Source organism: Paenibacillus guangzhouensis, from assembly GCF_009363075.1.
In the GTDB taxonomy this organism is placed as follows: Bacteria; Bacillota; Bacilli; order Paenibacillales; family Paenibacillaceae; genus Paenibacillus_K; species Paenibacillus_K guangzhouensis.
This window is the reverse complement of the sequence record NZ_CP045293.1, coordinates 4,936,610-4,962,192: the sequence shown is the minus strand read 5'-3', so window position 1 is coordinate 4,962,192 and position 25,583 is coordinate 4,936,610. Positions and strand designations below refer to the sequence as shown.

Genomic DNA, 25,583 nt, shown 5'->3' with positions numbered 1-25,583 from the left:
AGATCAATTACGAAGTCATCGGCAGCAGGTGCAGGTTCTTGGCTTTCTGACGGAGGTCTCCGGCGTAGACAAGCTCCAAGCTCTCGCAGTTCTGCAGATCTTCTGGCGTCACCTGAGAAATGCACTTATCAACGATTGGGACACCGTGTTTCTGCAGCATATAAGCGACGAATTGCGAACAGAAGAATGCGTTCTTCCGCTCGATCGATATATTAAAGACCACGCCGAAGAGGCCGAGGAAGTTATATTTATATTTGTGTTGATGATGCTCCATATGGCGAATCTGCGAGCATATGCGCTCGTAAGCTTCTTCGCTCACTGAACAGCAATAGAGCTCGCATTCCGTCCGACGAGATACGGCCCGGACCAAATGACCGAATACCTTCTCTTTTACGAATCCGCCGCTCAAAGGATTCAAAGAATTTGTACGTCCAAAACTATACACTTCTTTCATTTCTTCATCGAGCACGATCGAAGCATGATTTAGCTTAGCTTTCGTATACAACCCGATTAGTTTCGAGAACCACGTTCCCGTATCCGTTAGAAGAATATAGACCTTCTTGCTCACTTCAATTCACCAGCCTGTATAATAATACCTCTATTGTAAGGCAGGTAAGATTTGGTGAAAACGTACGTGCGTCTGAATTTCATCCTAGACTCGAGACGGGGATCATAGAAATTATACCAAAAGGCTGCTCACCCGTCAGGTTAGGACGGAGAAGCAGCCTTTTGGTATTATCCGGGCTATTTATTGTTGTTGGATCTTGCGCAGCACGATCATCTCGACACGGCGATTCTTCTGGCGGTTGCTGTCAGAATCGTTCGGTGCGACAGGGCGAGTCTCGCCGTAGCCGGCAATCTGGAACTTATCTGCATCCATATGCTCCTGATCGATGAAATAACGTAGAACAGAAAGCGCGCGACCGGCAGACAGCTCCCAATTATCTTTGAAGACGCCACCGGGTTGAATTTGTAAATCATCAGTATGTCCTTCAATGCTGATGGTGGTGTCGAGCTGGTCGAACAGGCTGGCGAGCTTGTGGAGCATGGGCGTGGATACTTCTTTAATATCGGCCTTACCCAGATCGAATAGGAATTGATCGCTTAATCGAATGGAAATGCCTTGCTCCGTATCGGAGATTGAGATTTGATCACCTAATTGATTGTCTTGCACATACGATGCGATAACGGATTTGAACGCCTGCAGTTCTTGTTCCTGCTTCCGAAATTGCAGCTCCCTCTCGGTCATGGGCGACGAAATCTGCTCTGCTGTACCAGTTTTGGATGCATCATGCTGGTCTTGCTGATTTTCCGTACGGGTGCCCGGCTGTTGCGTGATCCCTTTCCCTTGTTCTAGAACTCCTTTTGGATCGTGGAAGGTCTTATGTAGATCTTGCGACAGGGAGTCATACTTATCAGGATCGATTCTACTAACCGAGAACATGATGACGAAAAAAATCATCAGCAGCGTAATCAAATCTGCATAGGTTATAAGCCATCGCTCTTGACCCTTGGGAGCGGCGGATCTGCGGCGTCTATTCCTGTATCTCATGTTCGACCGCCTTCTTCTTCAATTGCATCAGTGTCACGGAAGGATCATCGGTGAGAAGGAGTGCGTCCAGCTTCTTCCGAATTACATGCGGCGGTTCTCCGGCCTGAATCGCTAGAATCCCGTGCATCATAAACTCCATATGTTGAATTTCATCCTCGCTGCGTGTGTTAATCTTCGTGGCAATGGGTAAATAAATAAGATTCGCACTGACGACCCCATAGAGCGTGGCTGTAAAAGCAATTGCGATGGAGGGTCCGAGAGTACCCGGATCGGTTAGGTTGCCGAGAACGTGAATCAGCCCCATGACCGTTCCGATAATCCCCATGGTCGGCGCATAGCCGCCTGCGGATTCGAATAGCTTGGCATATCCTTCATGCCGCTGTTCCGCGACATCCATCTCAAGCTCAAGAATTTGCCTTATTAGGGCAGGGTCCGTACCATCCATGACCATCATTAGTCCTTCACGCATAAAATCATCCGGATGGGCAGAGACGTGTTTCTCAATCGCGAGCATACCGTGACGCCTAGTAATCGACGCAAATTTGGTGAACTCGTCCATCATTTCATATGCATCATGCTGCGGCTTCGTAAAAGCGAATTGCAGTGCCTTCGGAATCATTCGCAAGCGAGACATCGGGAAGCTGACAGCGACGGCTGCGAAGGTGCCGCCAAATACGATAAGCGCCGCAGTTGCCTTGAACAGACCGCCCAGTTGACCGCCTTCCAAGAGAAATCCGCTGATCAGGGCGGCTAGGCCGGCTAGTAAGCCGAAGATTGTGGTCATATCCATGAAACATTACACTCCCGAACTGGATTTAGAATTTGCAACAACTAACAGAAAAAGGTATAATGAACGGGAACAAATATTCCTATCCCTCTAAATTAGAGCAACATCTTCCTGATGAATTTATCGGGAAGTTCGAATATATAGTTTAGCACCTGCTGCATTAGGCGTGCAGGTAAATATTTTACATGTGTGGGTGATGAGTGTCCAATGAGTGATATTGTCGTAAGTTCTAGTAAGTTCCAGCTTGAATCTGAATTTTCGCCGCAAGGGGATCAACCGCAAGCGATTGCGGAATTGGTCGAAGGGATTCATAACGGGAAGAAATATCAGACGCTGCTCGGTGCAACGGGCACAGGGAAGACATTTACGATTGCACAGACGATTGCTCAAGTGAACCGGCCAACCCTAATCATTGCACACAACAAGACGCTGGCAGCACAGCTGTGCAGTGAGTTCAAGGAATTTTTCCCGAATAATGCGGTATCCTATTTCGTCAGTTACTATGACTATTACCAACCGGAGGCGTACATTCCTTCGTCCGATACGTATATCGAGAAGGATTCCAGTATCAATGAGGAGATTGATAAACTGCGTCACTCCGCGACGGCATCGCTCTTCGAGCGCCGAGATGTCATCATCATCGCGAGTGTGTCTTGTATCTATGGCTTAGGATCGCCGATGGAATATAAGAGCATGGTTCTGTCGCTTCGCGTCGGGATGGAGAAGCCGCGGAATCAGATTCTATCGAAGCTGGTAGACATTCAATATCAACGCAATGACCTGAACTTCGTACGCGGTACATTCCGCGTTCGCGGCGATGTCGTGGAGATCTTCCCGGCTTCGAAGGGGGAGCACGCCGTTCGTATTGAGCTATTCGGTGATGAGATTGAGCGGATTACGGAGATCGATGTCTTGACCGGTGAGTTGATTGGTGAACGTGAACATGTGTCGATCTTCCCGGCGTCTCACTTCGTCACCCAAGAAGAGACGATGAAGCGAGCGCTCGTTAATATTGAACGTGAACTGGAAGAACGGTTAGAGGTGCTGCGCGCGAATGGGAAGCTGCTCGAAGCGCAGCGGCTTGAACAACGTACACGGTACGATATTGAGATGATGCAGGAAGTCGGGTTCTGCTCGGGGATTGAGAACTATTCTGGACCATTAACGTTCCGTGAGCCCGGGGCGACGCCTTATACGTTAATGGATTACTTCCCAGATGATTTCTTGATCGTCATTGATGAGTCCCACGTCACATTGCCGCAGATTCGGGCGATGTACAATGGTGACCGTGCGCGGAAGACGGTGCTGGTTGAGCATGGATTCCGCTTGCCGTCTGCACTGGATAACCGACCGCTGCAATTCGAGGAGTTCGAGCAGAAGGCAGGCCAGTGCGTGTACGTATCGGCAACACCGGGTCCGTATGAGCTGGAGCATTGTCCAGAGATGGTGCAGCAGATCATTCGTCCAACGGGATTGCTCGACCCTGTGATTGAGATCCGTCCAACGAAAGGACAGATTGATGATCTTATTGGGGAAATCCGTGACCGGATTGCGAAGGATGAGCGGGTACTCGTGACGACACTCACGAAGAAGATGTCAGAGGATCTGACAGACTACTTCAAGGAGATCGGCATCAAGGTGCGTTACCTTCACTCCGATATTAAGACACTAGAGCGGATGTCGATCCTTCGGGATCTGCGTCTTGGTACATTCCACGTCTTGGTGGGGATTAACTTGCTGCGGGAAGGTCTTGACTTGCCGGAAGTATCGCTCGTCGCGATTCTGGACGCGGATAAGGAAGGCTTCCTGCGCGCAGAGCGTTCGTTGATCCAGACGATCGGCCGTGCGGCGCGTAACGCGGAAGGTCACGTTCTTATGTATGCCGACAAAATGACGGACTCGATGCAAAAGGCGATTTCGGAGACCGAACGCCGCCGTTCGATCCAGATGGCGTACAACGAGAAGCATGGCATTACACCGCAGACGATCAAGAAGAAGGTACGCGAGGTTATCGAAGCGACGAAGGTTGCGGAGCAAAAGGCCGATTACCTCACTGGCGCTGGCGCGAAGATGTCGAAGAAAGATCGCTCGTCGATGATCGAACGTCTCGAAGCCGAGATGAAGGAAGCGGCGAAGAACTTGCAGTTCGAGCGCGCCGCGGAGCTGCGTGACGCGTTGATGGAATTGAAGTCGCAGGACTAAGATGAGCGGAATATAGCGAATCTATAAGTCTATGAGCCTGTCAAGGTGGGCATGATGGAGATAGATGGGTAGAACAGTAATACGTGGTTCGAGTGGTTGGGTTTATACAGGTTTGATTTACCTATTTGTATCCAAGTCACGTTAACATAAAGCGTGTCTTAGATTGAGGGTTAGCAGGGGCTAACCCTCAATCTAAGACGAAAGCGATATCCCCTCGACCAGCCTAGAGAGCGTCTCAGTAACTCGCTAGACAAACTTGAGGGTGTCCAGAGGGCTAGCCCTCTGGGGTCCCCCTTTCTAAGGGGGATTTAGGGGGTTCAAGAAAGTAGTTAAGAAAGTATGTAATATGTCCCCTCAGGGGATTCAGGGGGAAAATTCCCTTAGAGATTAAGGGGCCAGGGGGTTGTGAAGTTGGCTAGTGAAAACATAGTAATCAAGGGCGCACGCGCGCATAACTTGAAGAACATTGATGTGACCATTCCGCGCGATCGCTTCGTTGTCTTAACAGGCCTGAGTGGATCCGGGAAATCGTCGCTTGCATTCGATACGATTTATGCGGAAGGACAACGGCGTTATGTCGAATCCTTGTCCGCGTATGCACGGCAGTTCTTAGGACAGATGGAGAAGCCGGATGTCGATTCGATTGACGGATTGTCGCCCGCGATCTCAATCGACCAGAAGACGACAAGTCGGAACCCGCGGTCGACCGTGGGTACCGTAACGGAAATCTATGATTATTTGCGTCTATTGTTCGCAAGAATCGGACGTCCGCATTGTCCAGAGCATGGGATTGAGATTACTTCACAGACCGTTGAGCAGATGGTAGACCGGATTATGCAATATCCTGAGCGGACGAAGCTGCAGATTCTGGCGCCAATCGTATCGGGACGCAAAGGCGAGCATACGAAGCTATTAGCGGATGTGCAGAAGCAAGGGTTCGTGCGGGTTCGCGTGAACGGTGAGATTCGTGACTTGAGCGAGACCATTGAACTAGAGAAGAACAAGAAGCACAATATCGAAGTTGTCGTCGACCGGATTGTAATCAAAGAAGATATTCAGACGCGGTTGGCGGATTCGATTGAGACCGCACTGAAGTTATCGAATGGGCAGTTGCTTGTTGATATCATCGACCAAGAAGAGTTAATGTTCAGCTCGAATTTAGCTTGTCCGGTTTGTGGATTCAGCATGGATGAGCTGGCACCGCGGATGTTCTCCTTCAACAGTCCGTTCGGGGCTTGCCCGGATTGTGATGGACTCGGGCTTAAAATGATCGTCGATCCAGACTTGCTCGTCACTAATCCGGAGTTAACGATTGAAGACGGAGCTTTTGAGGCATGGGCAGGCAGTACGTCGAACTATTATCCGCAATTCCTGAAGTCGGTCTGTGAGCACTATGGCATTCAGACGGACGTTCCGGTATCGACGCTGGAGAAGGAACAAATTGCGAAGCTATTGTACGGAACCGGCAAAGAGAAGGTTCGATTCAAATACGAGAATGACTTTGGGCATAAGAAGGAAGCTTTTGTCCCATTCGAAGGGATTGTTCACAATCTTGAGCGCCGTTATCGTGACACTGGATCTGAAGGGATCCGTGAGTATATTGAAGCGTACATGAGCGCGAAGCCTTGCGGAACTTGTAAAGGGGACCGCTTGAAGAAAGAGAGTCTCGCGGTTACGATCAACGATAAGAACATGGCATACGTGACGGCGCTATCCATTGGTGATGCCGAACAATTCTTCAACGGACTTACCTTGACGGAGAAAGAACAGAAGATTGCGCAGTTGATCTTGAAAGAGATCAATGCGAGACTCGGCTTCCTCGTGAATGTGGGGCTGCAGTACCTCACCATGAGCCGTGCGGCGGGAACGTTGTCCGGCGGTGAGGCGCAGCGGATTCGTCTAGCGACACAGATCGGCTCGAGCCTCATGGGGGTTCTCTACATTCTGGACGAGCCAAGTATCGGCTTGCACCAACGGGACAACGATCGATTGATCAAAGCGCTCGAACATATGCGTGATCTCGGAAACACACTTATCGTTGTCGAACATGACGAGGATACGATGCTGGCGGCGGACTATATCATCGATATGGGACCGGGTGCAGGTATTCATGGCGGTGTGGTGGTGTCTGAAGGTACACCGGCACAGATTATGGAAGATGAGAACTCGCTAACGGGTCAATACTTGAGCGGCCGCAAGTTCATTCCGGTACCGCTCGAGCGTCGCAAGAACGACGGGCGCTGGCTGGAGATCAAAGGGGCGAAGGAGAACAACCTGAAGAACGTTAACGTGAAGATTCCTCTCGGGGTATTCACGGCGGTAACCGGGGTGTCTGGCTCCGGAAAATCGACGCTCGTCAATGAGATTCTCTACAAGACACTGGCTCGCGATCTGAACCGTGCGAAAGTGCGCCCAGGGCAGTACAAAGAGATGAAGGGGATCGAGCAGATCGAGCGTGTCATCGATATTGACCAATCGCCAATCGGTCGGACGCCGCGTTCGAATCCAGCGACGTATACGGGCGTATTCGATGATATTCGCGATGTCTTTGCATCGACGAATGAAGCGAAGATTCGCGGCTACAAGAAAGGCCGCTTCAGCTTCAACGTGAAGGGCGGACGCTGCGAGGCTTGCCGCGGCGATGGAATCATCAAGATAGAGATGCACTTCTTGCCGGATGTCTACGTCCCTTGTGAAGTCTGCAAAGGCAAGCGCTACAACCGTGAGACACTCGAAGTGAAATATAAAGGCAGCAGCATTGCAGATGTCCTGCAAATGACGGTCGAAGATTCTGTGGAATTCTTCAAAAACATTCCGAAGATTCACCGTAAGCTGCAGACATTGCTTGATGTCGGCTTGGGCTACGTCAATCTAGGTCAACCGGCAACAACGTTGTCTGGTGGGGAGGCGCAGCGCGTGAAGCTCGCAGCAGAACTCTACCGCCGTAGCACGGGCAAAATGATGTATATCCTAGATGAGCCGACGACAGGTCTGCATGTCCATGATATCGATCGCTTATTGAAGGTCCTTCATCGTCTAGTCGATTCTGGCGAGACGGTTCTGGTCATCGAGCACAATCTCGATGTCATTAAGACAGCGGATTACTTGATCGACCTTGGGCCAGAAGGCGGAAGCGGCGGCGGTACGATCATTGCCACGGGTACGCCAGAACAAGTGGTTCAGACAGAGATCTCGTATACCGGTAAATACCTGAAGCCGATTCTAGAACGCGACCGCGTTCGTACAGAGCAGCAGCTGGAGACAGCATCAGTGTAATATGAAATGGCAAGAGCCGTGTCCTATGGGGGCACGGCTCTTTTTGTTGATTTTAATCAAACTGATAACTTCGCCTCCATGCGATTCAACGAAAAAAGACCCCATCCGAGGTGGAAGGGGTCCGTGTTCGATCATGATTAAGATGCTAAAATTTCAGATGCTAAAATTTCGGTAAGTTTCTCTTGGAATGCTGGAACACCAACGCGGTTCACGTACTGATGGAAAGTCTCCTCGGCTTCACGGTTCTCTTTGTAGAACAAGATGAGCCGTTGAAGAACGGAGCCGACATCATCGCCTTTCACGCGGCCTTTCAGCACTTGATTGAACTTCGGCGCGTGGGGATCAAGCGTGCCGCCAACCGCAATATCAAATGCATCGATCATGCCGTCAGGCGTTTTTACTAACGCGCCTTGGAGGCCGATATCTGCAATATGTTTCTGTCCGCAAGCATTCGGGCATCCGATGAAGTGGATGCGGATCTTCTCATCAAGCTCTACATGCTCATCCAAATACTTGGCAACGTTACGCGCACGCTCTTTTGTCTCAACAACAGCCAGGTTGCAGAACTCGTTGCCTGTGCACGATACCGTACGGCTCATAAAGTGTTCAGGGAACGGTGTCAGCCGTTGCAATACTTGTGCTTGAAGCGCTTCTTCGACCTTGTCGTCCGGCACACCGCTGATCAAGATGTTCTGCGACATCGTCGTGCGCAGCTTGCCTTCACCGAATTGATCTGCCACGTCAGCCAGTTGAATCAATTCATCGGAGTTCAAGCGCCCTACAGGGACGTTCAGACCGATATAGTTGAGGCCAGCTTGCTTCTGTGGATGAACGCCGTCATAGTAAGCAGCTTGCCATCCAACCAGCTTATCATCGCCACGGGTTGGCAATTCGCCGACAAGCTCAATGAGCTTCTCCTTGAATTTCTCTGGGCCCCAGTCTGCGACGAGGAACTTCAGACGTGCATGATGGCGCTTCTCGCGATATCCGTAATCCCGGAAAATTGTCGTTACGCCGATCGCAACCTTCAGTGCTTCCTCAGGACGAACGAAAATATCCAGTTTCTGAGCGAGATGTGGTTTCGCGGATAATCCGCCACCGACCAACACGTGGAATCCGATGACTTCTTCGCCGTCGATCACTTTTGTAGCAGGTACGAAGGCTAAGTCGTTGATTTCACCGTGTGCGTTATTATAAGTATTGCTTGAAATCGACATTTTATATTTACGAGGCAGGTTCGAGAAATCGCGGTTCATTAAGAAGTAATCATTGATCTCTTCGACGAGACCTACCGTATCCATGAGTTCGTCACGGTCAATCCCAGCAAGCGGGTTACCGACAATTGTACGCGGGCAATCGCCACAAGCTTCGTAGGAGTACAGTCCGACTTCTTCCAGGCGTCTGAAAATATCCGGCAAGGATTCAACCGTGAGCCAGTGGTATTGGATCGCTTGACGTGTCGTTACATCAATCAAGCCGCGTCCGTACAATTGACCGATCTCGGCAATCGCGCGAGCTTGTCCTGTCGTAAGGATGCCGCCATTAATTCGAATACGCATCATGAAGAATCCATTCTTCGGTTTCTGCTGGTAGACACCCGCCCATTTGAAACGGTCCATGTCCTCTGGTGTAATGGAGTCATAACCTTCTAATGCGTATTTCTCGATGATCGTACGAATGACATCAAGACCATCCTTCTCGAGTTTGACAAATTCGAGCTTATTTAACTTTGACGGATCCGCCGTCCACACCGGTTCATATGCCATCTGGAGCCCCCCTGAATCTAATTCCGATTAAAACAGTATGAAATATAGAATATCGTAACATATTTCCAGTTTGGCGTAAATTAACGATTATCGATTCCACCTATAAGGAATTGTTATAAATGAAATAATAAATTCATGGTGGTGAATGTGATTAGTTTCATTGCAAAATGGGATATAATAGGTGACAAGTTTGTTAAAGTTGGTGTTTTTTGCTTGCATATGTTGGCACTGGGCGCTAACATAGATGAAGATAGGTAAATTGTGAGAATTTTCAAGGGGGTCCCGGCATGTTGTTAGCTGAAGCTGCAGAAGCTGCGAAGAAATTCGAGTGGTTCGATATCATCATGGTTGTCGCAACGCTTATCCTCGTAGTGGCTCTTGTACGTCTATTGAGCGAACGTGTGAAGAATAAATTCGCAATTGCATTCACGACGGTAAGTCTTATCGTATTCTTGATTGCAGATGTTGCGATGATTAAAACAAGTTGGTTAGCTTAACGTAATCATGAAGGGACCCTCTGACGGCTGTCAGAGGGTCTTTTGCGTTCGATCGTATGATTTGATTAATCACGAACTTCGACAATGATCTCAATCTCCACTGGCGTATGGAAAGGCAGATCACTCGTGCCAATCGCGGAACGTGCGTGACGGCCGCTCTCGCCGAACACATCAATAAGCAGGTTCGATGCGCCGTTGATGACATAGGGCTGATCGGCAAAACCAGGTGCGCTATTGACGAATGCCAGCATTTTGACAACCTTCACGACACGGTCGAGGTCGCCTAAGTGCGCACGCAATGCAGCGAGGCAGTTAATGATCACTTGACGTGCTGCTTCTTGTCCTTGCTCGATCGTGAGGTCGCTGCCGAGCTTCCCTTCATACATCAACACACCGTTGATGCGGCAGTCATGGCCTGACGTATAGACGAGGTTGCCGGTTTGATTACAAGGCAGGTAAGCGAATTTCGGTTCACCAACCTCAGGTAAGGTAATGCCGAGTTCTTGCAGACGTTGTTCGATTTTGGACATGTTCAGTTCCTCCTAATAATGTGGTTCATATTGAAAAAGGTGTAACAACGAATTAATGATGGCAGCAGTGCTGAGCCGGTATAAACGCACCTTCACGAGCTCTTGTATGACGTCCATGCGAGAGCGTCGGCTCACCGCGAACGATAACCTCCGAGATGCCCGTCGGATATTGACGAGGGTCCTGGTAGGTTGCAGTGTCGGTAATGGTCGCCGGGTCGAAGACGACAAGATCCGCGATATAACCTGGAACGATGAGACCGCGCTTGCCCAGTTTGAAGCGTTGGACCGGGAAGGAGGTCATTTTGCGGACCGCCTGCTCGAGCGTTAATGTCTTCTCTTCGCGTACATACTTAGCGAAGATCCGTGGGAAGGAGCCATACAATCGCGGATGCGGCTTGCCTGTCTCACAGGTCAGACTGTCGGAAGCGATCAGCGATTTATCATAGCGAATAACTTCTTTCACATCGCTATCGGACATATGGAAGTAGACGATCGAGATTTGTCCGCCTTCCTCCAGCAGCAAATCCATCACGCAATCGACCGGATGTTGTCCGCGAAGCTCACTAATTTCCTCGATGTGCTTGCCTTCCAGCGGACGGTTCGCTTCAGTATGCACCGCCGAAAGATAGACGCTATGCCAACCTGTTGAATAGACGAGGTTATCCCAATCCTTCTGCTCGCTGCCTAATTCCTCGCGTACGCGACGCCGAATCGACGGGTCACGGAAAGCTTCCAGCGTTCGTTCGATCCCGCCTTCGAGCACCCATGGCGGCAATACGGTCGTTAGCATGGTCGACCCAGCGTTATATGGATACACATCGACGGTGACATCCATGCCGCGGCCGCGTGCTGCTTCGATGAGTTCAAGCGCTTCGAGAATTTTGCCCCAGTTGGCACGGCCTGCTGCTTTCAAATGGCTAATGTGCAGTGATACGCCAGTCTTCTCCGCAATCCAGATCACTTCTTCAATGGAAGGAAGCAGATTATTGCCTTCGCCGCGGATATGTGTTGAAAACAGTCCATTATATTTAGGCAGGACGCTGCATAACTCGGCAATTTCTTCGCGAGAGGTATAGCTGCCAGGCGCATAGAGCAATCCGATCGATAATCCGATGGCTCCAGCGCGGAGACCTTCCTCCAGCAGCTGCTTCATTCGGTCCAGCTCTTCACGCGTTGCAGGGCGGTTCGCGAAACCCATCACAGCAATACGGAGGGCGCCATGGGCTACGTAGGTCGCGATATTTTCAGATGGACTCGACTTCGCGAGTGTCTCCATGTATTGCTCGACCGTCTTCCAAGGCCAGTTCCATTTCGTCTTCCCCAGGATGGGCTCGACGTAGGTCTGCAGCAGACTTGCGGTCTCCGGGAAGAAGGGGGCCGGCGCTAGTCCGCAGTTGCCGACGACTTCGGTCGTCACGCCTTGCTGAAGCTTAATCTCGCTATAAGGATGATCGAGGATCATCAGATCCGAATGGCAGTGGCCATCAATAAATCCTGGGGCAATGACTTGACCGTGTACATCAATCGTGCGGTGGGCTTCCTGCTGGAGCTGTCCAACCTGTACGATTTGCCCTTGCTTAATCCCTACATCGCCAGCGATCCAGGGGTTTCCAGTTCCATCAACAATTTTGCCGTTTTTCAACATGAGATCGAGCATCGCGCTGCACTCCTTTGTAAACTACGATATTCAACTACTCCAGCATTCCGCGGCCTAGAACAGGCATCGCTGTCCATTCGCCTTGGTCCTGCCAAATGACTTGATTATGCAAATTCACGGTGCTGCAAATATGGTTCGGGATGATCTGTATCAGATCGCCGACCTGCCAGGGACAATCGGCTGGAACGCGCAGCATGCCATGTTCCTCGCTCAGCCGCTCAAGCACGGCCTCTGGTGTACCGATCACATGGCCGAAGCCGACGAGATGCAGTGGAGCCGTACCCGGCTGGACATCGGTCGCGAACGTCTTGCTGCCGCCGTCGATCACCAGGAGGTCGGGGCTGGGTCTGCTCACGACAGTGACGAGCACGCTGGCCGCACAATCGTTGATAGCGCATACACCAAATGCGGCCTGCATCCGGTCTTGATAGACATAGGTACCAGGACGAACTTCCGTAATGCCAGGTACCGCCGCCGCGTAAGCCGCCGTGGGGGTAGAACCGACGCTCACATCTTCAATGGTCAGCCCAGCATCACGCATGGCTGTCGCGATTCGGACCATCCATTCACCTTCATCGCGGCCGGCACGTTCTAGATCGAGTGTCGCTGCGCCGTCGATGAGCGCGCCGCGGAAGGTGAAGATGCCGGTGAGTCGGAGATGGTCGAAGGCATCGATTTGTTGCCCCAAAGCGACGGCCTGATCCGGGTTCACGCCGGTACGGCGAAGACCCGTATTGATCTCAAGGCGAACTTCGAGTGAGGTTCCTGCCGCTGCAGCTTGTTCGGAGAGTCGACGTGCGCCCTCGAGGCTATCAACAGCAATGATGAGACGGATAGAGCGGCTGAGCTCAATCGCACGTGCAATTTTGGATGGCGTCACGAGGGGGTAGGCAATGAAGATGTCGGTGATGCCACCAGCCGCCATCACCTCGGCTTCAGAGACTTTGGCGACGGTAATACCGTGTGACCCAGCCTCGAGCTGCGACTGTGCGACAGAGGGCATCTTATGCGTCTTGGCATGCGGACGAAGCTTCACGCCGTGCGACTGGATGGTCTGAGCCATCCGATCGATATTCTGACGTACTTTGGCTGCATCGATCACGATACAAGGGGTTTCCAAATGTGTGGACATGGCGATTCTCCTTCCATATAAGTGTTCGTATTCGAACCTTCGCGATGTGCCTGAATCGATGTTGGAGACAAGCACGTGAACGATGAGGGCTCTATTCGCTTGTTTTCGATTCTTCTAAATAGCTATACAGCGTATACTTCGAGATATTCAAATAACCGCAAATCTTTTCGCCCGCCTTTTTAATAAGAAAAGCGCCTTTCTGATCGAGCAGCTGGATGAGCCGCATTTTGTCTTCCTTGGTCATCGCGGCGACAGGTCTGCCGACTTGCTCTTGCGCTTCTTGGATCAATTGATCCAGTAGATCGGAGACGTTGGAGACAAAGCTCTCACGCACTTCAGGCTGAAGTCCGCTTGCCGTCAAGGACTGTAATGTCTTCTCCGCCATCATCAGATCGGTAATGTCGTAATTGATGCAGAGCGAGCCGATGACGGTGCCTTCGCTATTCCGCATATAGAGCGACGTCGAGCGCAGAATCCGCCCGTCCTTCGTCTGCGTGACGTAATTGATCTTGTTACCGCTGTCCGATTGTCCGCGCAGCAGCTCAAGGCCGAGGTTCGTGCCGGGGTCACCGACCTTGCGTCCTGTGACATGACCATTTTCGATCGCGACGATGGTGCTGTCGTATGGCCTCGTGAGATCATGAAGCACAACCTCGCAATTCTCCCCGAATTGGGCGGCAATCCCGCGAACGAGTGAGGACAGAAATTCAAATTCGGCTTCAATACGTTCCATGTGTATTCATCACTTCCGTTCTATTGATAACGTGGTTATGGTTCACATGATAGCACAAGATCTACCAAAATCAAACAAAAAGTTTGTTAGACTAAAAGAAAGTTATATCGCTTATGTAAAGATGATGTGTAGAGGTCATATTGCTTCGGGTGGATGCGTAGGATGATAGAGGTTTTCAAATCAAGGATGAAGGGTGGAACAGGATATTCGCTAAAATTATACATTCTTTTATTTTGAAATAAATGGAAGAGTGTGCTACAACTGAGATACGTCTTTTTTCCAAAATGATGCATCCAACCGCTCTTCGATTTCGTATGGTAACGAAGGGTTCAATTTGAGTCTTTTCATGCTGTGAAAAAAGAGTATAATCACAAGAATGCGAGAGTGCGAGATTCCACTTGTATCTCAAGTTAGGAAAGTGGACAAGGAGGCCAAATGATGTCAGGAATGAAGAGCGGGAATCGCGCGCGGATGCGCCGGATGGTATGTGGGAGTGCGATTGCGCTGATGGTATTCAGCAATGCAGCAGGTGTGCTCGCGGCGGGTCAATCTAGCGATGCACAGCTAGAAGCGAAAGTCGTGGATGGACAAGTCTATGTGAAGGCGAGCTCTCTCGTCAGCCAGCTGGGCGGACAGGGCGTCTATGACGCGAAGAGCCAAACCTATCAATATAAATCGGGGAATTCCGTTCCTTCGATTGTGAAGAAGCTATCTCCTTCGGTTGTCGCGATCATTGGTAAAGTATCCGAAGGCGGTGAGGTCGATACATCCGACCGGTATAATCTTGCGCATGGAACAGGTGTGGTGCTGAAGAAGGACGGGTGGATCGTCACGAACGCTCATGTCGTCAGCGGCTTGAAGAATGCCGTGGTTGTGATGTCGGATGGGAAGTCCTATACGATAGTGAAGCAGTTCGTCGATGAGGTTAGCGATATTGCCATCATTCAGATTAACGCGAAAAATCTGACCCCGGCGGTATTCGCTCCATCCACGGCCAGCGTTGAGGTAGGGGAGTCGGTTGTGGCCCTGGGAACGCCGATATCGTTTTCATTCCGGAACTCGGCAACGGTAGGGGTGATCAGTGGCTTAAATCGCAGTGTGGATTCGATCTACAAGCTGATTCAGACAGATGCGGCGATTAACCCGGGGAACAGCGGCGGTCCGCTCGTTAATATGAAGGGTGAGGTCGTCGGGATCAACTCGCTGAAGTATTCCGCTATCGGGGTTGAGAACATGGGCTTCTCCATACCGACGAACACGGTGCAGTATATCGTGAATCAGCTCATGCAATATGGCAAAGTGAAACGTCCAGCGCTTGGGTTCGACATGGAGGAGAGCTGGTCTGCGATTGTCGGTCTGCCGACGAACGAACCGCTTACGGTAACACGCGTCGATTCAGATGCGGCAGCGAAAGCTGGGGTGAAGGCAGGCGATGTGCTTTATTCGATCAATGGCAAACAAGTGACGACCATGCTTGATATCAATGAAATGTTCAAGGGATATATGCCTGGCCAGACCGTGAAGCTGATGATGCAATCCGGCGGCGATCTGGTCGAACGTAAGCTTCAATTAACGGAGCAGAGCTAGAAGTGAGAGGGGAAGCAGCGATGGGGAAAAAGTTAAGCGGTTGGTTAATCTGTCTTGTCTTGGCGTTCACGATGGTCATGCCAGGCGTTGCAATGGCAGGTGCGGGTGACAGTGTAGAATTGAAGTTCAAGCTGGGCAGCACAAACGCAACATTGAATGGTCAGCGAATCAGTATTGCGAAGCCTTATACGGAGAAGGGGACGACGATGGTACCGCTCTCGCTGATTACGAAGGCGTTCCAAGTGGAATTTTCGTTCGAAAATAATAAAAAAATTACGATTACTTCCGGTGACCATACGATTCAATTCGTGATCGGCAGTACAAATGCGACGGTTGATGGACGTACCGTCCCAACCGGGGCAGCACCGCAGTTGGTTAACGGCGTCGTGATGGTGCCGATGCGCGTCGTCACGGATGCGCTCGCTGCGAACGTTAAGGTGGATGCGGATCACACGATTGTCATTACCGCCAATTTGGATGGGAATGCGGGAACCGGGGCGATTGGCGGCATCGATAGCGATGCGGGCAAGACGATGATTGGCGACAGCTACTATTCCTGGTCGATGCGCTATCCGACGGGCCTCGTGAAGCAATTCCAGAGCGAAGCGGATGATTATGTTTCTTTTACTGATGAGAAGGGGACGTATCTGCTGGCTGTATCCGTCTCGAAGGTCGATGACAAGATGACGGATGATGATCTTCTAAAGCAATTGACGAATGCTGCGCTCTCGGAGAACGGCTTGGTCGTTGATAAGAAGACAGTGAAGAGCGGGACAACCCCGTATGCGCAAGTGATCTCCAAAGGTGAGGATGGCGTGTATAGCGCGATCCGGGGATATTACGCGAATGATACATATTATGAGCTGTATTACAGCGATGGCTTAGCGAAGAACTATAAGGATCTGGCGAAGCACAATGATTTGCTCAATTCGTTCCGACCTGCGTATGACAAGGGGAATGCGAAGCTGAAAGATTTGTCTACGGTTGTAGGCGGGATGCGCAAAGTCGTCAATAGCGACTACGGCGTAACGGTGAATGTGCCGGCTTCGTGGGAATTGTATCCGGAGGATTTGATTTTCGGCAATGATGACGGTACTGCGCAATTGACATTCGATATCTCATCGGCTGCATCAGGACTCAAGCTGGATGCGTGGGCAGGCCAGATGGATCAATATTTCAAAGATGTGTTCGTACCGGACGCATGGAAGCTGCTGACGACCGAGCCGATTAAGGTGGATGGGCAAGAGGGCTTGCTGAAGAAATATCAATTCACTACCGGTGAAGATACGTACGTGCAGTCGGAGATTTTCTTGATTGCCGGATCTTACAAGTATCTGATTCAATATGATTATGATGCGAAAAATAAGGCTGCCGACAGTTTGTTCGGTACGTTGGTGAAGGGCATTAAGCTGAATACGAAAGAACTGAGCAGCAACTTTGGCTTCCTCGAGGATACACGGGCTTATGTCGACCGTAGCCTTACGACGGTGAAATCGTCCAAGAAGAATGCATATTCCTTAACAATTCCAAATTATTGGACGCGTATCGAGAGTGAGTACGGTGCATCCGATCCGGGGAAAGTACAGTACCATTTCCCAGGCGGTTCATTCGAAGTATCGGTTAATCCATCGGATCGTACGCTTAGCGAAGAGGTCGAAGCATACAAGTATGTCTACGAGCAGCAACGCATTTTGTATAAGAATTACACGGTAACGAGCACGGACTCGACGACGCTTGCAGGCCAACCGGCTTACAAGATCGTGCTGGACGGCAAAGAGGCGCATTACGAGCAGTACGTCATTGTGAAGAATGGCAAGGTATACTCGCTGCTATCGACGGTCATGAAGGCAAATCGGACGGACGTGAACGAAAAGGCGATTCAGAGTGTGTTCCAGTCGTTGAAGTGGACGAATTAGGGATAAGTTCGAATGACCGCAGCTCCCGGTGGGGGTTGCGGTTTTTTTGTGCGTTGAGGCGGAGGGGGTGTGTTGTGAATGAAAAACGTGCGTGGTGGGCATGCGTCTCCTGAGACTCCACGTCCTAGCAGCTCGGAGGCTAACGAATCGTAGATTGCTTATTTGGGTGAAAATATGGGATCGGCTGGTCTAACGAATCGTGGTCATACTATTGTGCTCTGTATGGCTCGTTTGGCGTCGATTCGGAGAGAATAGCAATATAGGGATTCGTTAGATTTTGAAAATGGACAAAATAGGGCAAATAAGGTTACTGGGGTTCGTTAGCGTAAAGAAGAGGAGTGATGTGTGAGGTAGAGCATAGCCGTCGGAATAATTCCTATGAATTCATATAGATTATTAGGCGGAAACTTTGGTAAACTAGAGAGTAGAGCTTTTTTAGAAGATTAGTCATCTGCGGATGATAGGAATAGAGGGGTAAACGAAATGAGTCAGACAACGCTCACACGGGCGGATATTGAACTGCTCGCACCAGCAGGCGATTGGGATTGTATGCGTGCGGCGGTGGCAAATGGTGCGGACGCGATTTTCTTCGGGGTGGAGAAATTTAATGCGCGTGCGCGGGCGAACAATTTTCAGATGGATGAATTGCCTGAGATTATGGCGTTTTTGCATAGTTATGGGGTTAAAGGGTTCTTAACGTTCAACATTCTCGTCTTCGAGGAAGAGTTGCCGGATGCGAAAGAGTTGATTGACGCGTGTATTGATGCCGGGGTTGACGCGGTGATCGTGCAGGATTTGGGTCTTGTAAAAATGATTCGTGAGATCTCGCCGGACTTCCCGATCCACGGTTCAACGCAAATGACGATTACGTCCCCGGAGGCGGTTGAATTCACGAAGCCTTGGGATATGGAGCGGGTCGTATTAGGCCGCGAGAATAACCTGAAGCAGATTAAAATGATCGGTGATCAAGCGAAGCTTCCAATGGAAGTATTCGTGCATGGGGCACTCTGCGTATCGTATTCAGGGCAATGTCTCACATCCGAGATGTGGGGCGGCCGTTCTGCGAACCGTGGGGAGTGCGCGCAGGCTTGTCGCTTGCCGTATGACTTGATGGTGGATGGCGAACAGAAGCCAATGGGCGATGTGGCGTATTTGCTCTCGCCGAAGGATCTTGCGGCGATCGATATCGTGCCGGAGCTGATTGAAGCGGGCGTGACGTCGTTCAAAATTGAAGGGCGCTTGAAGAGCCCTGAGTATGTTGCGAACGTCGTGAGCAAGTACCGGAAGGCGATTGACCAGTATTTTGCGGGCGATCGTTCAGGGCCGTCGAAGGAAGAAATCCGTGAATTGCAGCAGAGCTTCTCGCGTGGGTTCACGCACGGATTCTTGGAAGGTACAAACAACAAGAAGTTGGTCGAAGGGACGTTCCCGAAATCACGTGGCGTCTACCTTGGTCGTGTCGAGAAGATTCTTCGCGACGGCGTTGTCTGTAAGATCGAAGCGCCACTGAAACGTGGAGACGGGATCGTATTCGACGCCGGAGATCCGACGAAGAAGGAAGAGGGCGGACGCGTCTATGACGTGCGTCGTCAAGGCGTGAAGCTGGAAGGCGAAGCGGCTGAAGGGTGGATCATCGACATCGTGCCTGGTCGAAACGACGTGAACCTGCAGAAGGTGCATGTCGGCGACCGAATCTGGAAGACGAGCGATCCGGCACTCGATAAGCGTCTGCGTCAGACATTCGAGACAGAGAAGCCGTATCGGGTGTTCCCTGTTCACGTCCGCGTCGAGGGCCGCGCAGGCGAGCCGCTGCGTACGTGGTGGACGGACGTCCAGAAGGGCGTGACCGTGCAGGTCGATTCGGAGCTCCTGCTCGAAGAGGCGCTTAAGCGTCCGATGGACGCAGCTTTGCTGGAGGAACAGCTGGGCCGTCTCGGCGGTACGCTGTTCCAGCTGGAGGCGATGGACGCGCACCTAGAGGGCGCGGTCATCTTGCCGATGCGCGAGCTGAACGCGCTGCGCCGCTCTGCGGTGGAGCAGCTCGCTGGCGAGCGCCCGAAGCCGCCCGTATACGTGAAACGGGCGGTAGAGGTGTACGCAGACGCGAAGGCACACGCGCCTGGCACGGTGCATTCCAAGCTGACCGCGTTGTGTCGTACGCTAGAACAAGTGCAGGCAGCGGCTGCGAGTGAAGTCGGCATGATCTATGCGGACTTCGAGTTCATTAAGCAGTTCCCGGCAGCGGTGGAAGCGGCTCGTGCAGCCGGCAAGCAGATTGCTCTTGTGACACCGCGCATCCATATGCCGAACGAGAACGGTTACCATCGCAACATCCTGAAGCTGCAGCCGGATGCGATTCTTGTGCGCAACACGGGTGCACTATACTTCTACATGCGTGCTCGTGCGGAATTTGAAGCGATGAAGAACGGCATGAATGTGAATGCAGTGGCTAGTGGCGATATTCTGCATGTAGGCACTGCGGTTGGCCCATCGAATATCTCGACAGGCAGCCTCGCAGACACGTTCGCGAAGATGGAGAAATTCCCGCGCTTGATCGGTGACTTCTCGCTCAATATCGCGAACCACAAAGCAGCAGATCTATTCGTGGAGGCAGGTTGTGACCTGGTCACGCCTTCCTACGATTTGAATATTCAACAAATGGTCGATCTTCTCGGTCGTGCGGATACATCGAAGATGGAAGTAGTTATCCATCAGCATCTCCCGATGTTCCATACCGAGCACTGCGTGTACTGTACCTTCATGAGTGAAGGCACGGACTACACGAACTGCGGCCGTCCTTGCGAAGAGCATCGTGCTTCCTTGCAGGACCGTATTGGGATGTCTCATCCTGTACGCGTCGACGAAGGCTGCCGCAACACGGTCTACAACGCTATCGAGCAGTCGGGTGCGGAGTACATTCAGAATTTCCTCGAGCTCGGCGTTACGCACTATCGTGTTGAGTTCTTGGAAGAAACGGCAGACCAAGTCCATGAGGTCATCGATCTCTACAGCCGTGCGCTGCAAGGCAAGATCAGCGGTACGAAGGTTTGGAAGACGTTGAAGGCAACGAATCAGCTCGGCGTAACGCGGGGGCAGTTGGTGAAGTAGGTAGTTGAGATGAAGGAGTCTTTACGCATTTGCGTGAAGACTCTTTTTTATTTCAATTACACAGTGAAGTTTCTTTCTATGAAATCCTGTATAATATGGATAATCATAGTTGAAGGAGGCACAATCATGAAAATCCGTAAAGCTATTATCCCTGCAGCAGGGTTAGGTACACGCTTTTTGCCAGCAACAAAAGCAATGCCGAAGGAAATGCTTCCGATCGTGGATACACCGACCATTCAGTACATCGTAGAAGAAGCGGTTGCTTCCGGAATAGAAGATATCATTATCGTAACTGGGAAGAGCAAACGTGCGATTGAGGACCATTTTGATAATTCATTTGAACTTGAACATACATTATTAGAGAAAGGTAAGATTCAGCTTCTAGGGGAAGTGCAGAAGTCGTCACAAATGGCTGATATTCACTACATTCGCCAGAAAGAACCAAAGGGACTTGGCCACGCCGTTTGGTGCGCACGCAAGTTCATCGGGAACGAGCCATTTGCCGTGCTGCTTGGCGATGACATCGTACAGTCCGGTGATCCTTGTCTAAAACAAATGATCGAAGTGTTTAACCAGCATCAAGCTTCCGTGGTAGGCGTCCAACCTGTTCCACACGCAGAAGTATCGCGTTACGGTATTGTAGATGGGTTAGCAATAGGTGAGCGTTTATATCAAGCGAAAGGGTTTGTGGAAAAGCCGCCTGTAGACCAAGCTCCTTCGGATTTAGCCATTATGGGGCGATACATACTTACACCTGCCATCTTCGATATCCTTGACCAGCAAGATGTGGGTGCAGGGGGAGAGATCCAGCTAACGGATGCCATTGCTCGATTGAATCAACAGGAGCGAGTTTTGGCTTATCATTTTCTTGGCAAGCGGCATGATGTCGGGGAGAAGTTAGGGTTTATTAAAACAACGATTGAGTATGCGTTGCAAAAGGAAGAGTTGAGAGACGAGTTGAGAGAGTTTATGCGTGGCATTGTAGAGACGAAATGATAAAAACGCCTTGGCAAGTTTATGGGACTGACCCCCGTTTGTGAGACAGGGATCAAAACACCTTGCAAGTTTAAGCAGCCAGTTGTCGATATTGTATCGGCGACTGGTTATTTAATTTCGTTTGAATGCGAATTGAGTTATAATAACTAATGTAATCTCGAACGGTCTGTTCAACGATTGCCGTCGTTGTGCAGGTTAGCCCTTCGAGATAGAACGTTTCAGACTTTAGTGTGGAATGGAACGATTCGATAGGGGCATTATCAGCGGGTGTTCCCTTACGGGACATGCTCATGGTAATGCCTTTTCCTTTTACAGTCCCTTGATAAGCTTGAGACGTATACACGCTGCCCTGATCACTGTGTAACATCATACCTTGCTGATCTGGAAGCTGATTTAGCGTATCTAAAACAAAGGATGTATCTTGTGTATCTGCAATATTGTACGCGACAATTTCTCCGTTGTACAAATCTAAAATGCTCGATAAGTACAACGTTTTATTACCAAATGGCAGATACGTAATATCCGTCACTAGCTTTTGCATGGGTCCTGTTGCTTGAAATTGACGCTTGAGTAGATGTTCTGCGACCTGTACAGGTTGACCCGTTGGTTTACGTTTCTTTACTTTTACTCGGCATTGAAATTGCTCTTGTTGCATAATTCGCTGAACCCGTTTGTGATTAATTTGATGCTCAAAGCGGAGCAGTGCTGTAATTTTTCGGTATCCATACCTAAATTTATGTTGAGTGCATAGCTCACGTATTCTCTCCACAATGTTAGATTCATTCATGTCCTTGTTTCTAGCTTTCCAGCGATAGTATGTTGAACGTGGGACTCCTAGCCATGCACAAGCCTGTAAAACACTCAATTCGCCTTGAAAAGACGCTATACAAGCTACTACGAGTTCTGCTTCCACCTCCTTTCCAACTCCTTGTACTTTTTTAGCACGTCCATCTGCTACTTAAGATAACGATTTTCTAGCTTCTCTAATTCCGAAGTAATCTCAGTACTTTTACCGTAGCTATATTGTTTGCCAACAGGTTGCCTCAGTCTATGAAGTTCTCCATTACGATACCATCTCATCCAAGTTTTTAATTGCGTCTTATTTCGTACATTAAGCTGCTCCATAACCTCTCTCACTGGAACACCAGCCAATCTCATCTCTATAGCTTTCATCTTTATTTCTTCTGGATAACTCACTCTCTTGTTGCCACTACAAAAACACCTCCAAGATTGTCCCTATATCTTACGACATAGTAGATTTCACTTGAAGGTGTTTTGATTTGTCTCACACTATGGGGTCAGTCCCATTTATCTGCGCAAGGCGTTTTTTTTGTTAATTATTTTGCGTCGGCTGCTATAGCATCGATGATATCTTTTTCATTAACACCCGTTGCTACAAGAGCGTCATATACGGCTTGGTCTGTTGTACCTTGTTTTTGCAAGGAAATTACATAATAGCGAGCCATATCTTTGTTCACTGCATCATTATAATCCGCAGTGAGAAGTGGTTTGATAAATGCTGAAGCTTTTTCGTAATTGGCTTGAGTAAAATAGATTTTAGCAATGTCTAAGTTGGTTTTTGGTGTGATATCAAATGCCCGACCTTGAGATTGTTCTTTCGGTAAGGATGCAAGTACTTGCTTTTGATCGAGAATTTTTTGATAAGTAGCAAGTGCGGCGTCGTAGTTTTCGGAATTTATATTTAGTTGTATAGCATTCTCATATAACGTCATATTCCAAGGGAAATTCTTTAATTGTTCCTCAACAAGCGTAAGTTGTTTTTTCTTATCACCGATGAGATCATACTGTTTCATTTGAAGACTAATTAACCCGAAGTTGTATGGCTCTTTCTTAAGTGTTTTGTCTAAAAGGGACTGCGCTTCATCATAGAATGGTTGGTTCTGATTTTGACTATAAACGGATTGAAGCAATTGTACTTTGAGCTGCGTATAGTCAGGGTTCTCGCGGAGCCCGAGCGCTTTATTCAGCGGCGTAACAATTTGATTGTAATCATTGCTTGTCTGTTGTTGAACCATCGTGAGCGATGTCATGAAACTGGCATTCGCACTTAGCGACATCTGAGCAAAAATAAACATGACTAGGGCAAGCACAGAGATGAAGGATGGATATGCCCATTTCAAACCTGTAAGCTTCTTGAGTTTGACGGATTCTTGCGATTTGATGTTCGCCAGCATGGCACCTAGGCATAAGAATAGCAGTACGCCTACATATACGTAACTGAGATCGAAGTCAAGTGCGCTGTGGATGAGAAGCGCAATGGCAATAATGAAATAGTAGAAATGTGAATCACGATCGTTTTCTTCACTTCGGACAAAGTTTTTAAGATAAGTATAGAAGAATAGAATCAGAAGCCCAACTAGAACACTGAACCCTACAATCCCTACCTCAACAATGTTCTGGAAGAAGAAGCTGTGCGCCTGACGACTTATATACGGATTGTGTTGATATTTCTCATACATGGAATACCACGCGCCGCCGCCTGCGCCGAAGACAGGGTAATCGGCTACTAACTTCATGGCATCTTTATAAAAGGTTCCGCGCTCGAGGACACTGTGCTGATTAAAGTTGATGTTCTCAAGACGAATTTTTACGTTCTCAGGAAGTAAGTTTTTCGCGCTTGTTCCGATGAAAACAAACACCATGACCACGCCTAAAATAACTGCGGCGGCAGGCATGATTAGCGAAGATGCTTTGCGCTGCCCGAATTGGTTAAGCTTTTGCTGCAACCATGGCGTAACAAATTGCTGCGATAACGTTGCAAGGATGGCAACGGCGAGTGAAACCCCGAGCGTTAGCATCCAACCTTTCAATGATTCCGACCCGTTAAATTGTTCGTTTACTGAAATCCCAATAGTCGTTACTTTATTTAAGATCGCCATCGATGCGATGAATGCAATCGCCATATGTACCGTGTACATAATTTGCCGATAAGGCTTGAGGCATAGAATTACGATTAGAAATACTACCGGCAAAATGACATATGCCGCACGGGATAACGTTAAAAAGAAGGACAGGATGATCGGTACCAGCATAAAAGCATGGATCGCTGATACATACCATTTCCGGCTTTTAACGAGAAGAAACGCACTTGCAAATAGGATCGCAATCAAAAATGCGGCATACGTATTCGCATACTGGAAAAATGATGTGAGACGTAGACCGTTAGAGTCCGTCATCACTGCATCTAAGTACGTACCTGCTGCTGATTTTAAAGGAATTAACCATCCCAATACGTCTGCGATAAATTTGCTGTTGCCGAACCAATGGAACAGTCCGAAAAAAACCGTAAAATATGTCGAAACTAGCAATGTATTCCGGATAATCGAATTATCTCGTGCATTTCGTGTAAAATAGAGACCGACGACAAAAATGATGGCATAGATCAGATAGACATAGACCATATTTAATGCTTGATAATGCGATGCAGCCGGAATGAGCGATATGAGATAAGTCAATGGCAATGCAAAAACGAGGATTGCATACCAGTCTTTTATGTCGCCGGGCCTCCAGTTTTTAAATAGATAGACGCCCGTAATTAGCATAATGACGGCTACCCAGCGCATGGCCTCATAGAGAGGTCTTTCAAAAGTAATCTGTTGCCCGTTAAATAATGCGGCCCATAATGGGGACCAAAGTAAGAAGAGGGCGAGAACACCCATAAGAATCCATTGGATCAGTGAAGTTTGATCATGTTTCGATATCTTACTTGTAGTGTTCTTGATTTTTCCATATGATGGATATGACATTGTTCTACAATCTCCTTCTTCGTTCAGAAATGACGACATTATTTTACCATATCTGTAGGGAGGAAGGGAAATGGATA

The 25,583-nt window shown here is 49.4% G+C and carries 17 protein-coding genes; 7 read left to right on the top strand and 10 right to left on the bottom strand.

The annotated features are described in order from the left end of the window. Nucleotides 1-7: 7 nt before the first annotated feature. The 3 genes from GCU39_RS22305 to GCU39_RS22295 form a co-directional block, all read right to left on the bottom strand. On the bottom strand, nucleotides 8-568 hold the full coding sequence (locus tag GCU39_RS22305) for a C40 family peptidase (protein WP_152395490.1): 561 nt from the start codon (nucleotides 566-568) through the stop codon (nucleotides 8-10). A gap of 180 nt (nucleotides 569-748) precedes the next feature. After that, nucleotides 749-1,552, bottom strand: a complete 804-nt coding sequence (locus GCU39_RS22300; protein WP_152395489.1) for an OmpA/MotB family protein — start codon at nucleotides 1,550-1,552, stop codon at nucleotides 749-751. After that, nucleotides 1,536-2,342 (bottom strand): flagellar motor protein, encoded by an 807-nt coding sequence (locus GCU39_RS22295; protein ID WP_152395488.1) that lies wholly within the window; start codon nucleotides 2,340-2,342, stop codon nucleotides 1,536-1,538. Before GCU39_RS22295 ends, GCU39_RS22300 begins: the two co-directional genes overlap by 17 nt. A gap of 204 nt (nucleotides 2,343-2,546) precedes the next feature. On the opposite strand from GCU39_RS22295, the gene uvrB reads away from it, so the two are divergent. After that, nucleotides 2,547-4,541 carry an excinuclease ABC subunit UvrB gene (gene uvrB / locus GCU39_RS22290; RefSeq protein ID WP_152395487.1) on the top strand — a complete coding sequence of 665 codons (1,995 nt, stop codon included), beginning with the start codon at nucleotides 2,547-2,549 and terminating at the stop codon, nucleotides 4,539-4,541. 411 nt (nucleotides 4,542-4,952) lie between these two features. After that, on the top strand, nucleotides 4,953-7,817 hold the full coding sequence (uvrA, locus tag GCU39_RS22285; protein ID WP_152395486.1) for an excinuclease ABC subunit UvrA: 2,865 nt from the start codon (nucleotides 4,953-4,955) through the stop codon (nucleotides 7,815-7,817). A gap of 137 nt (nucleotides 7,818-7,954) precedes the next feature. Here the strand turns inward: uvrA and GCU39_RS22280 are convergent, their stop codons facing one another. Continuing rightward, on the bottom strand, nucleotides 7,955-9,583 hold the full coding sequence (locus tag GCU39_RS22280; RefSeq protein ID WP_152395485.1) for a nitrite/sulfite reductase: 1,629 nt from the start codon (nucleotides 9,581-9,583) through the stop codon (nucleotides 7,955-7,957). A 287-nt stretch (nucleotides 9,584-9,870) separates the two neighbouring features. On the opposite strand from GCU39_RS22280, the gene GCU39_RS22275 reads away from it, so the two are divergent. Next, on the top strand, nucleotides 9,871-10,080 hold the full coding sequence (locus GCU39_RS22275) for a hypothetical protein (RefSeq protein WP_152395484.1): 210 nt from the start codon (nucleotides 9,871-9,873) through the stop codon (nucleotides 10,078-10,080). Between the two features lie 65 nt (nucleotides 10,081-10,145). Here GCU39_RS22275 and GCU39_RS22270 read toward each other — a convergent pair whose 3' ends face one another. From GCU39_RS22270 to GCU39_RS22255, 4 genes are all read right to left on the bottom strand, one after another. Continuing rightward, nucleotides 10,146-10,610 (bottom strand): RidA family protein, encoded by a 465-nt coding sequence (locus tag GCU39_RS22270; RefSeq protein ID WP_152395483.1) that lies wholly within the window; start codon nucleotides 10,608-10,610, stop codon nucleotides 10,146-10,148. Nucleotides 10,611-10,662: 52 nt separating this feature from the next. Beyond that, on the bottom strand, nucleotides 10,663-12,267 hold the full coding sequence (locus tag GCU39_RS22265; protein ID WP_152395482.1) for an N-acyl-D-amino-acid deacylase family protein: 1,605 nt from the start codon (nucleotides 12,265-12,267) through the stop codon (nucleotides 10,663-10,665). 34 nt (nucleotides 12,268-12,301) lie between these two features. Beyond that, complete coding sequence (locus tag GCU39_RS22260) at nucleotides 12,302-13,399, bottom strand: alanine racemase (protein ID WP_152395481.1); 1,098 nt, start codon at nucleotides 13,397-13,399, stop codon at nucleotides 12,302-12,304. 91 nt (nucleotides 13,400-13,490) lie between these two features. Beyond that, nucleotides 13,491-14,132: a helix-turn-helix transcriptional regulator gene (locus tag GCU39_RS22255; protein WP_152395480.1), complete on the bottom strand. Its 642-nt coding sequence runs from the start codon at nucleotides 14,130-14,132 to the stop codon at nucleotides 13,491-13,493. Nucleotides 14,133-14,567: 435 nt separating this feature from the next. On the opposite strand from GCU39_RS22255, the gene GCU39_RS22250 reads away from it, so the two are divergent. From GCU39_RS22250 to galU, 4 genes are all read left to right on the top strand, one after another. Beyond that, complete coding sequence (locus tag GCU39_RS22250) at nucleotides 14,568-15,719, top strand: S1C family serine protease (RefSeq protein WP_227793298.1); 1,152 nt, start codon at nucleotides 14,568-14,570, stop codon at nucleotides 15,717-15,719. 20 nt (nucleotides 15,720-15,739) lie between these two features. Then, nucleotides 15,740-17,635 (top strand): copper amine oxidase N-terminal domain-containing protein, encoded by a 1,896-nt coding sequence (locus GCU39_RS22245; RefSeq protein ID WP_152395479.1) that lies wholly within the window; start codon nucleotides 15,740-15,742, stop codon nucleotides 17,633-17,635. A gap of 483 nt (nucleotides 17,636-18,118) precedes the next feature. Continuing rightward, complete coding sequence (locus GCU39_RS22240; RefSeq protein ID WP_152395478.1) at nucleotides 18,119-20,743, top strand: U32 family peptidase; 2,625 nt, start codon at nucleotides 18,119-18,121, stop codon at nucleotides 20,741-20,743. Between the two features lie 126 nt (nucleotides 20,744-20,869). Then, entirely contained in the window at nucleotides 20,870-21,739 is an 870-nt protein-coding gene (gene galU, locus GCU39_RS22235; RefSeq protein WP_152395477.1) for a UTP--glucose-1-phosphate uridylyltransferase GalU, read from the top strand. A 70-nt stretch (nucleotides 21,740-21,809) separates the two neighbouring features. On the opposite strand, the gene GCU39_RS22230 is transcribed toward galU, so the two are convergent. Both GCU39_RS22230 and GCU39_RS22225 read right to left on the bottom strand, forming a co-directional pair. Further along, nucleotides 21,810-22,912, bottom strand: a protein-coding gene (locus tag GCU39_RS22230; RefSeq protein WP_407671722.1) for an IS3 family transposase whose coding sequence is annotated in 2 segments (ribosomal slippage) — nucleotides 21,810-22,699 and nucleotides 22,699-22,912 — 1,104 coding nt in all. Because the reading frame shifts where the segments join, the coding sequence is not laid out codon by codon here. A gap of 164 nt (nucleotides 22,913-23,076) precedes the next feature. Further along, nucleotides 23,077-25,506, bottom strand: a complete 2,430-nt coding sequence (locus GCU39_RS22225) for an O-antigen ligase family protein (protein ID WP_193726581.1) — start codon at nucleotides 25,504-25,506, stop codon at nucleotides 23,077-23,079. Nucleotides 25,507-25,583: the final 77 nt, after the last annotated feature.

Excerpts from the sequence above, each read along its gene's own strand:
- GCU39_RS22295 (WP_152395488.1), bottom strand. The coding sequence starts at position 2,342 with ATGGATATGACCACAATCTTCGGCTTACTAGCCGGCCTAGCCGCCCTG.
- GCU39_RS22265 (WP_152395482.1), bottom strand. The coding sequence starts at position 12,267 with ATGCTCGATCTCATGTTGAAAAACGGCAAAATTGTTGATGGAACTGGA.
- GCU39_RS22280 (WP_152395485.1), bottom strand. The coding sequence starts at position 9,583 with ATGGCATATGAACCGGTGTGGACGGCGGATCCGTCAAAGTTAAATAAG.
- GCU39_RS22255 (WP_152395480.1), bottom strand. The coding sequence starts at position 14,132 with ATGGAACGTATTGAAGCCGAATTTGAATTTCTGTCCTCACTCGTTCGC.
- GCU39_RS22300 (WP_152395489.1), bottom strand. The coding sequence starts at position 1,552 with ATGAGATACAGGAATAGACGCCGCAGATCCGCCGCTCCCAAGGGTCAA.
- GCU39_RS22245 (WP_152395479.1), top strand. The coding sequence starts at position 15,740 with ATGGGGAAAAAGTTAAGCGGTTGGTTAATCTGTCTTGTCTTGGCGTTC.
- GCU39_RS22275 (WP_152395484.1), top strand. The coding sequence starts at position 9,871 with ATGTTGTTAGCTGAAGCTGCAGAAGCTGCGAAGAAATTCGAGTGGTTC.
- uvrB (WP_152395487.1), top strand. The coding sequence starts at position 2,547 with ATGAGTGATATTGTCGTAAGTTCTAGTAAGTTCCAGCTTGAATCTGAA.
- GCU39_RS22260 (WP_152395481.1), bottom strand. The coding sequence starts at position 13,399 with ATGTCCACACATTTGGAAACCCCTTGTATCGTGATCGATGCAGCCAAA.
- galU (WP_152395477.1), top strand. The coding sequence starts at position 20,870 with ATGAAAATCCGTAAAGCTATTATCCCTGCAGCAGGGTTAGGTACACGC.
- GCU39_RS22250 (WP_227793298.1), top strand. The coding sequence starts at position 14,568 with ATGATGTCAGGAATGAAGAGCGGGAATCGCGCGCGGATGCGCCGGATG.
- GCU39_RS22270 (WP_152395483.1), bottom strand. The coding sequence starts at position 10,610 with ATGTCCAAAATCGAACAACGTCTGCAAGAACTCGGCATTACCTTACCT.
- GCU39_RS22225 (WP_193726581.1), bottom strand. The coding sequence starts at position 25,506 with ATGTCATATCCATCATATGGAAAAATCAAGAACACTACAAGTAAGATA.
- GCU39_RS22240 (WP_152395478.1), top strand. The coding sequence starts at position 18,119 with ATGAGTCAGACAACGCTCACACGGGCGGATATTGAACTGCTCGCACCA.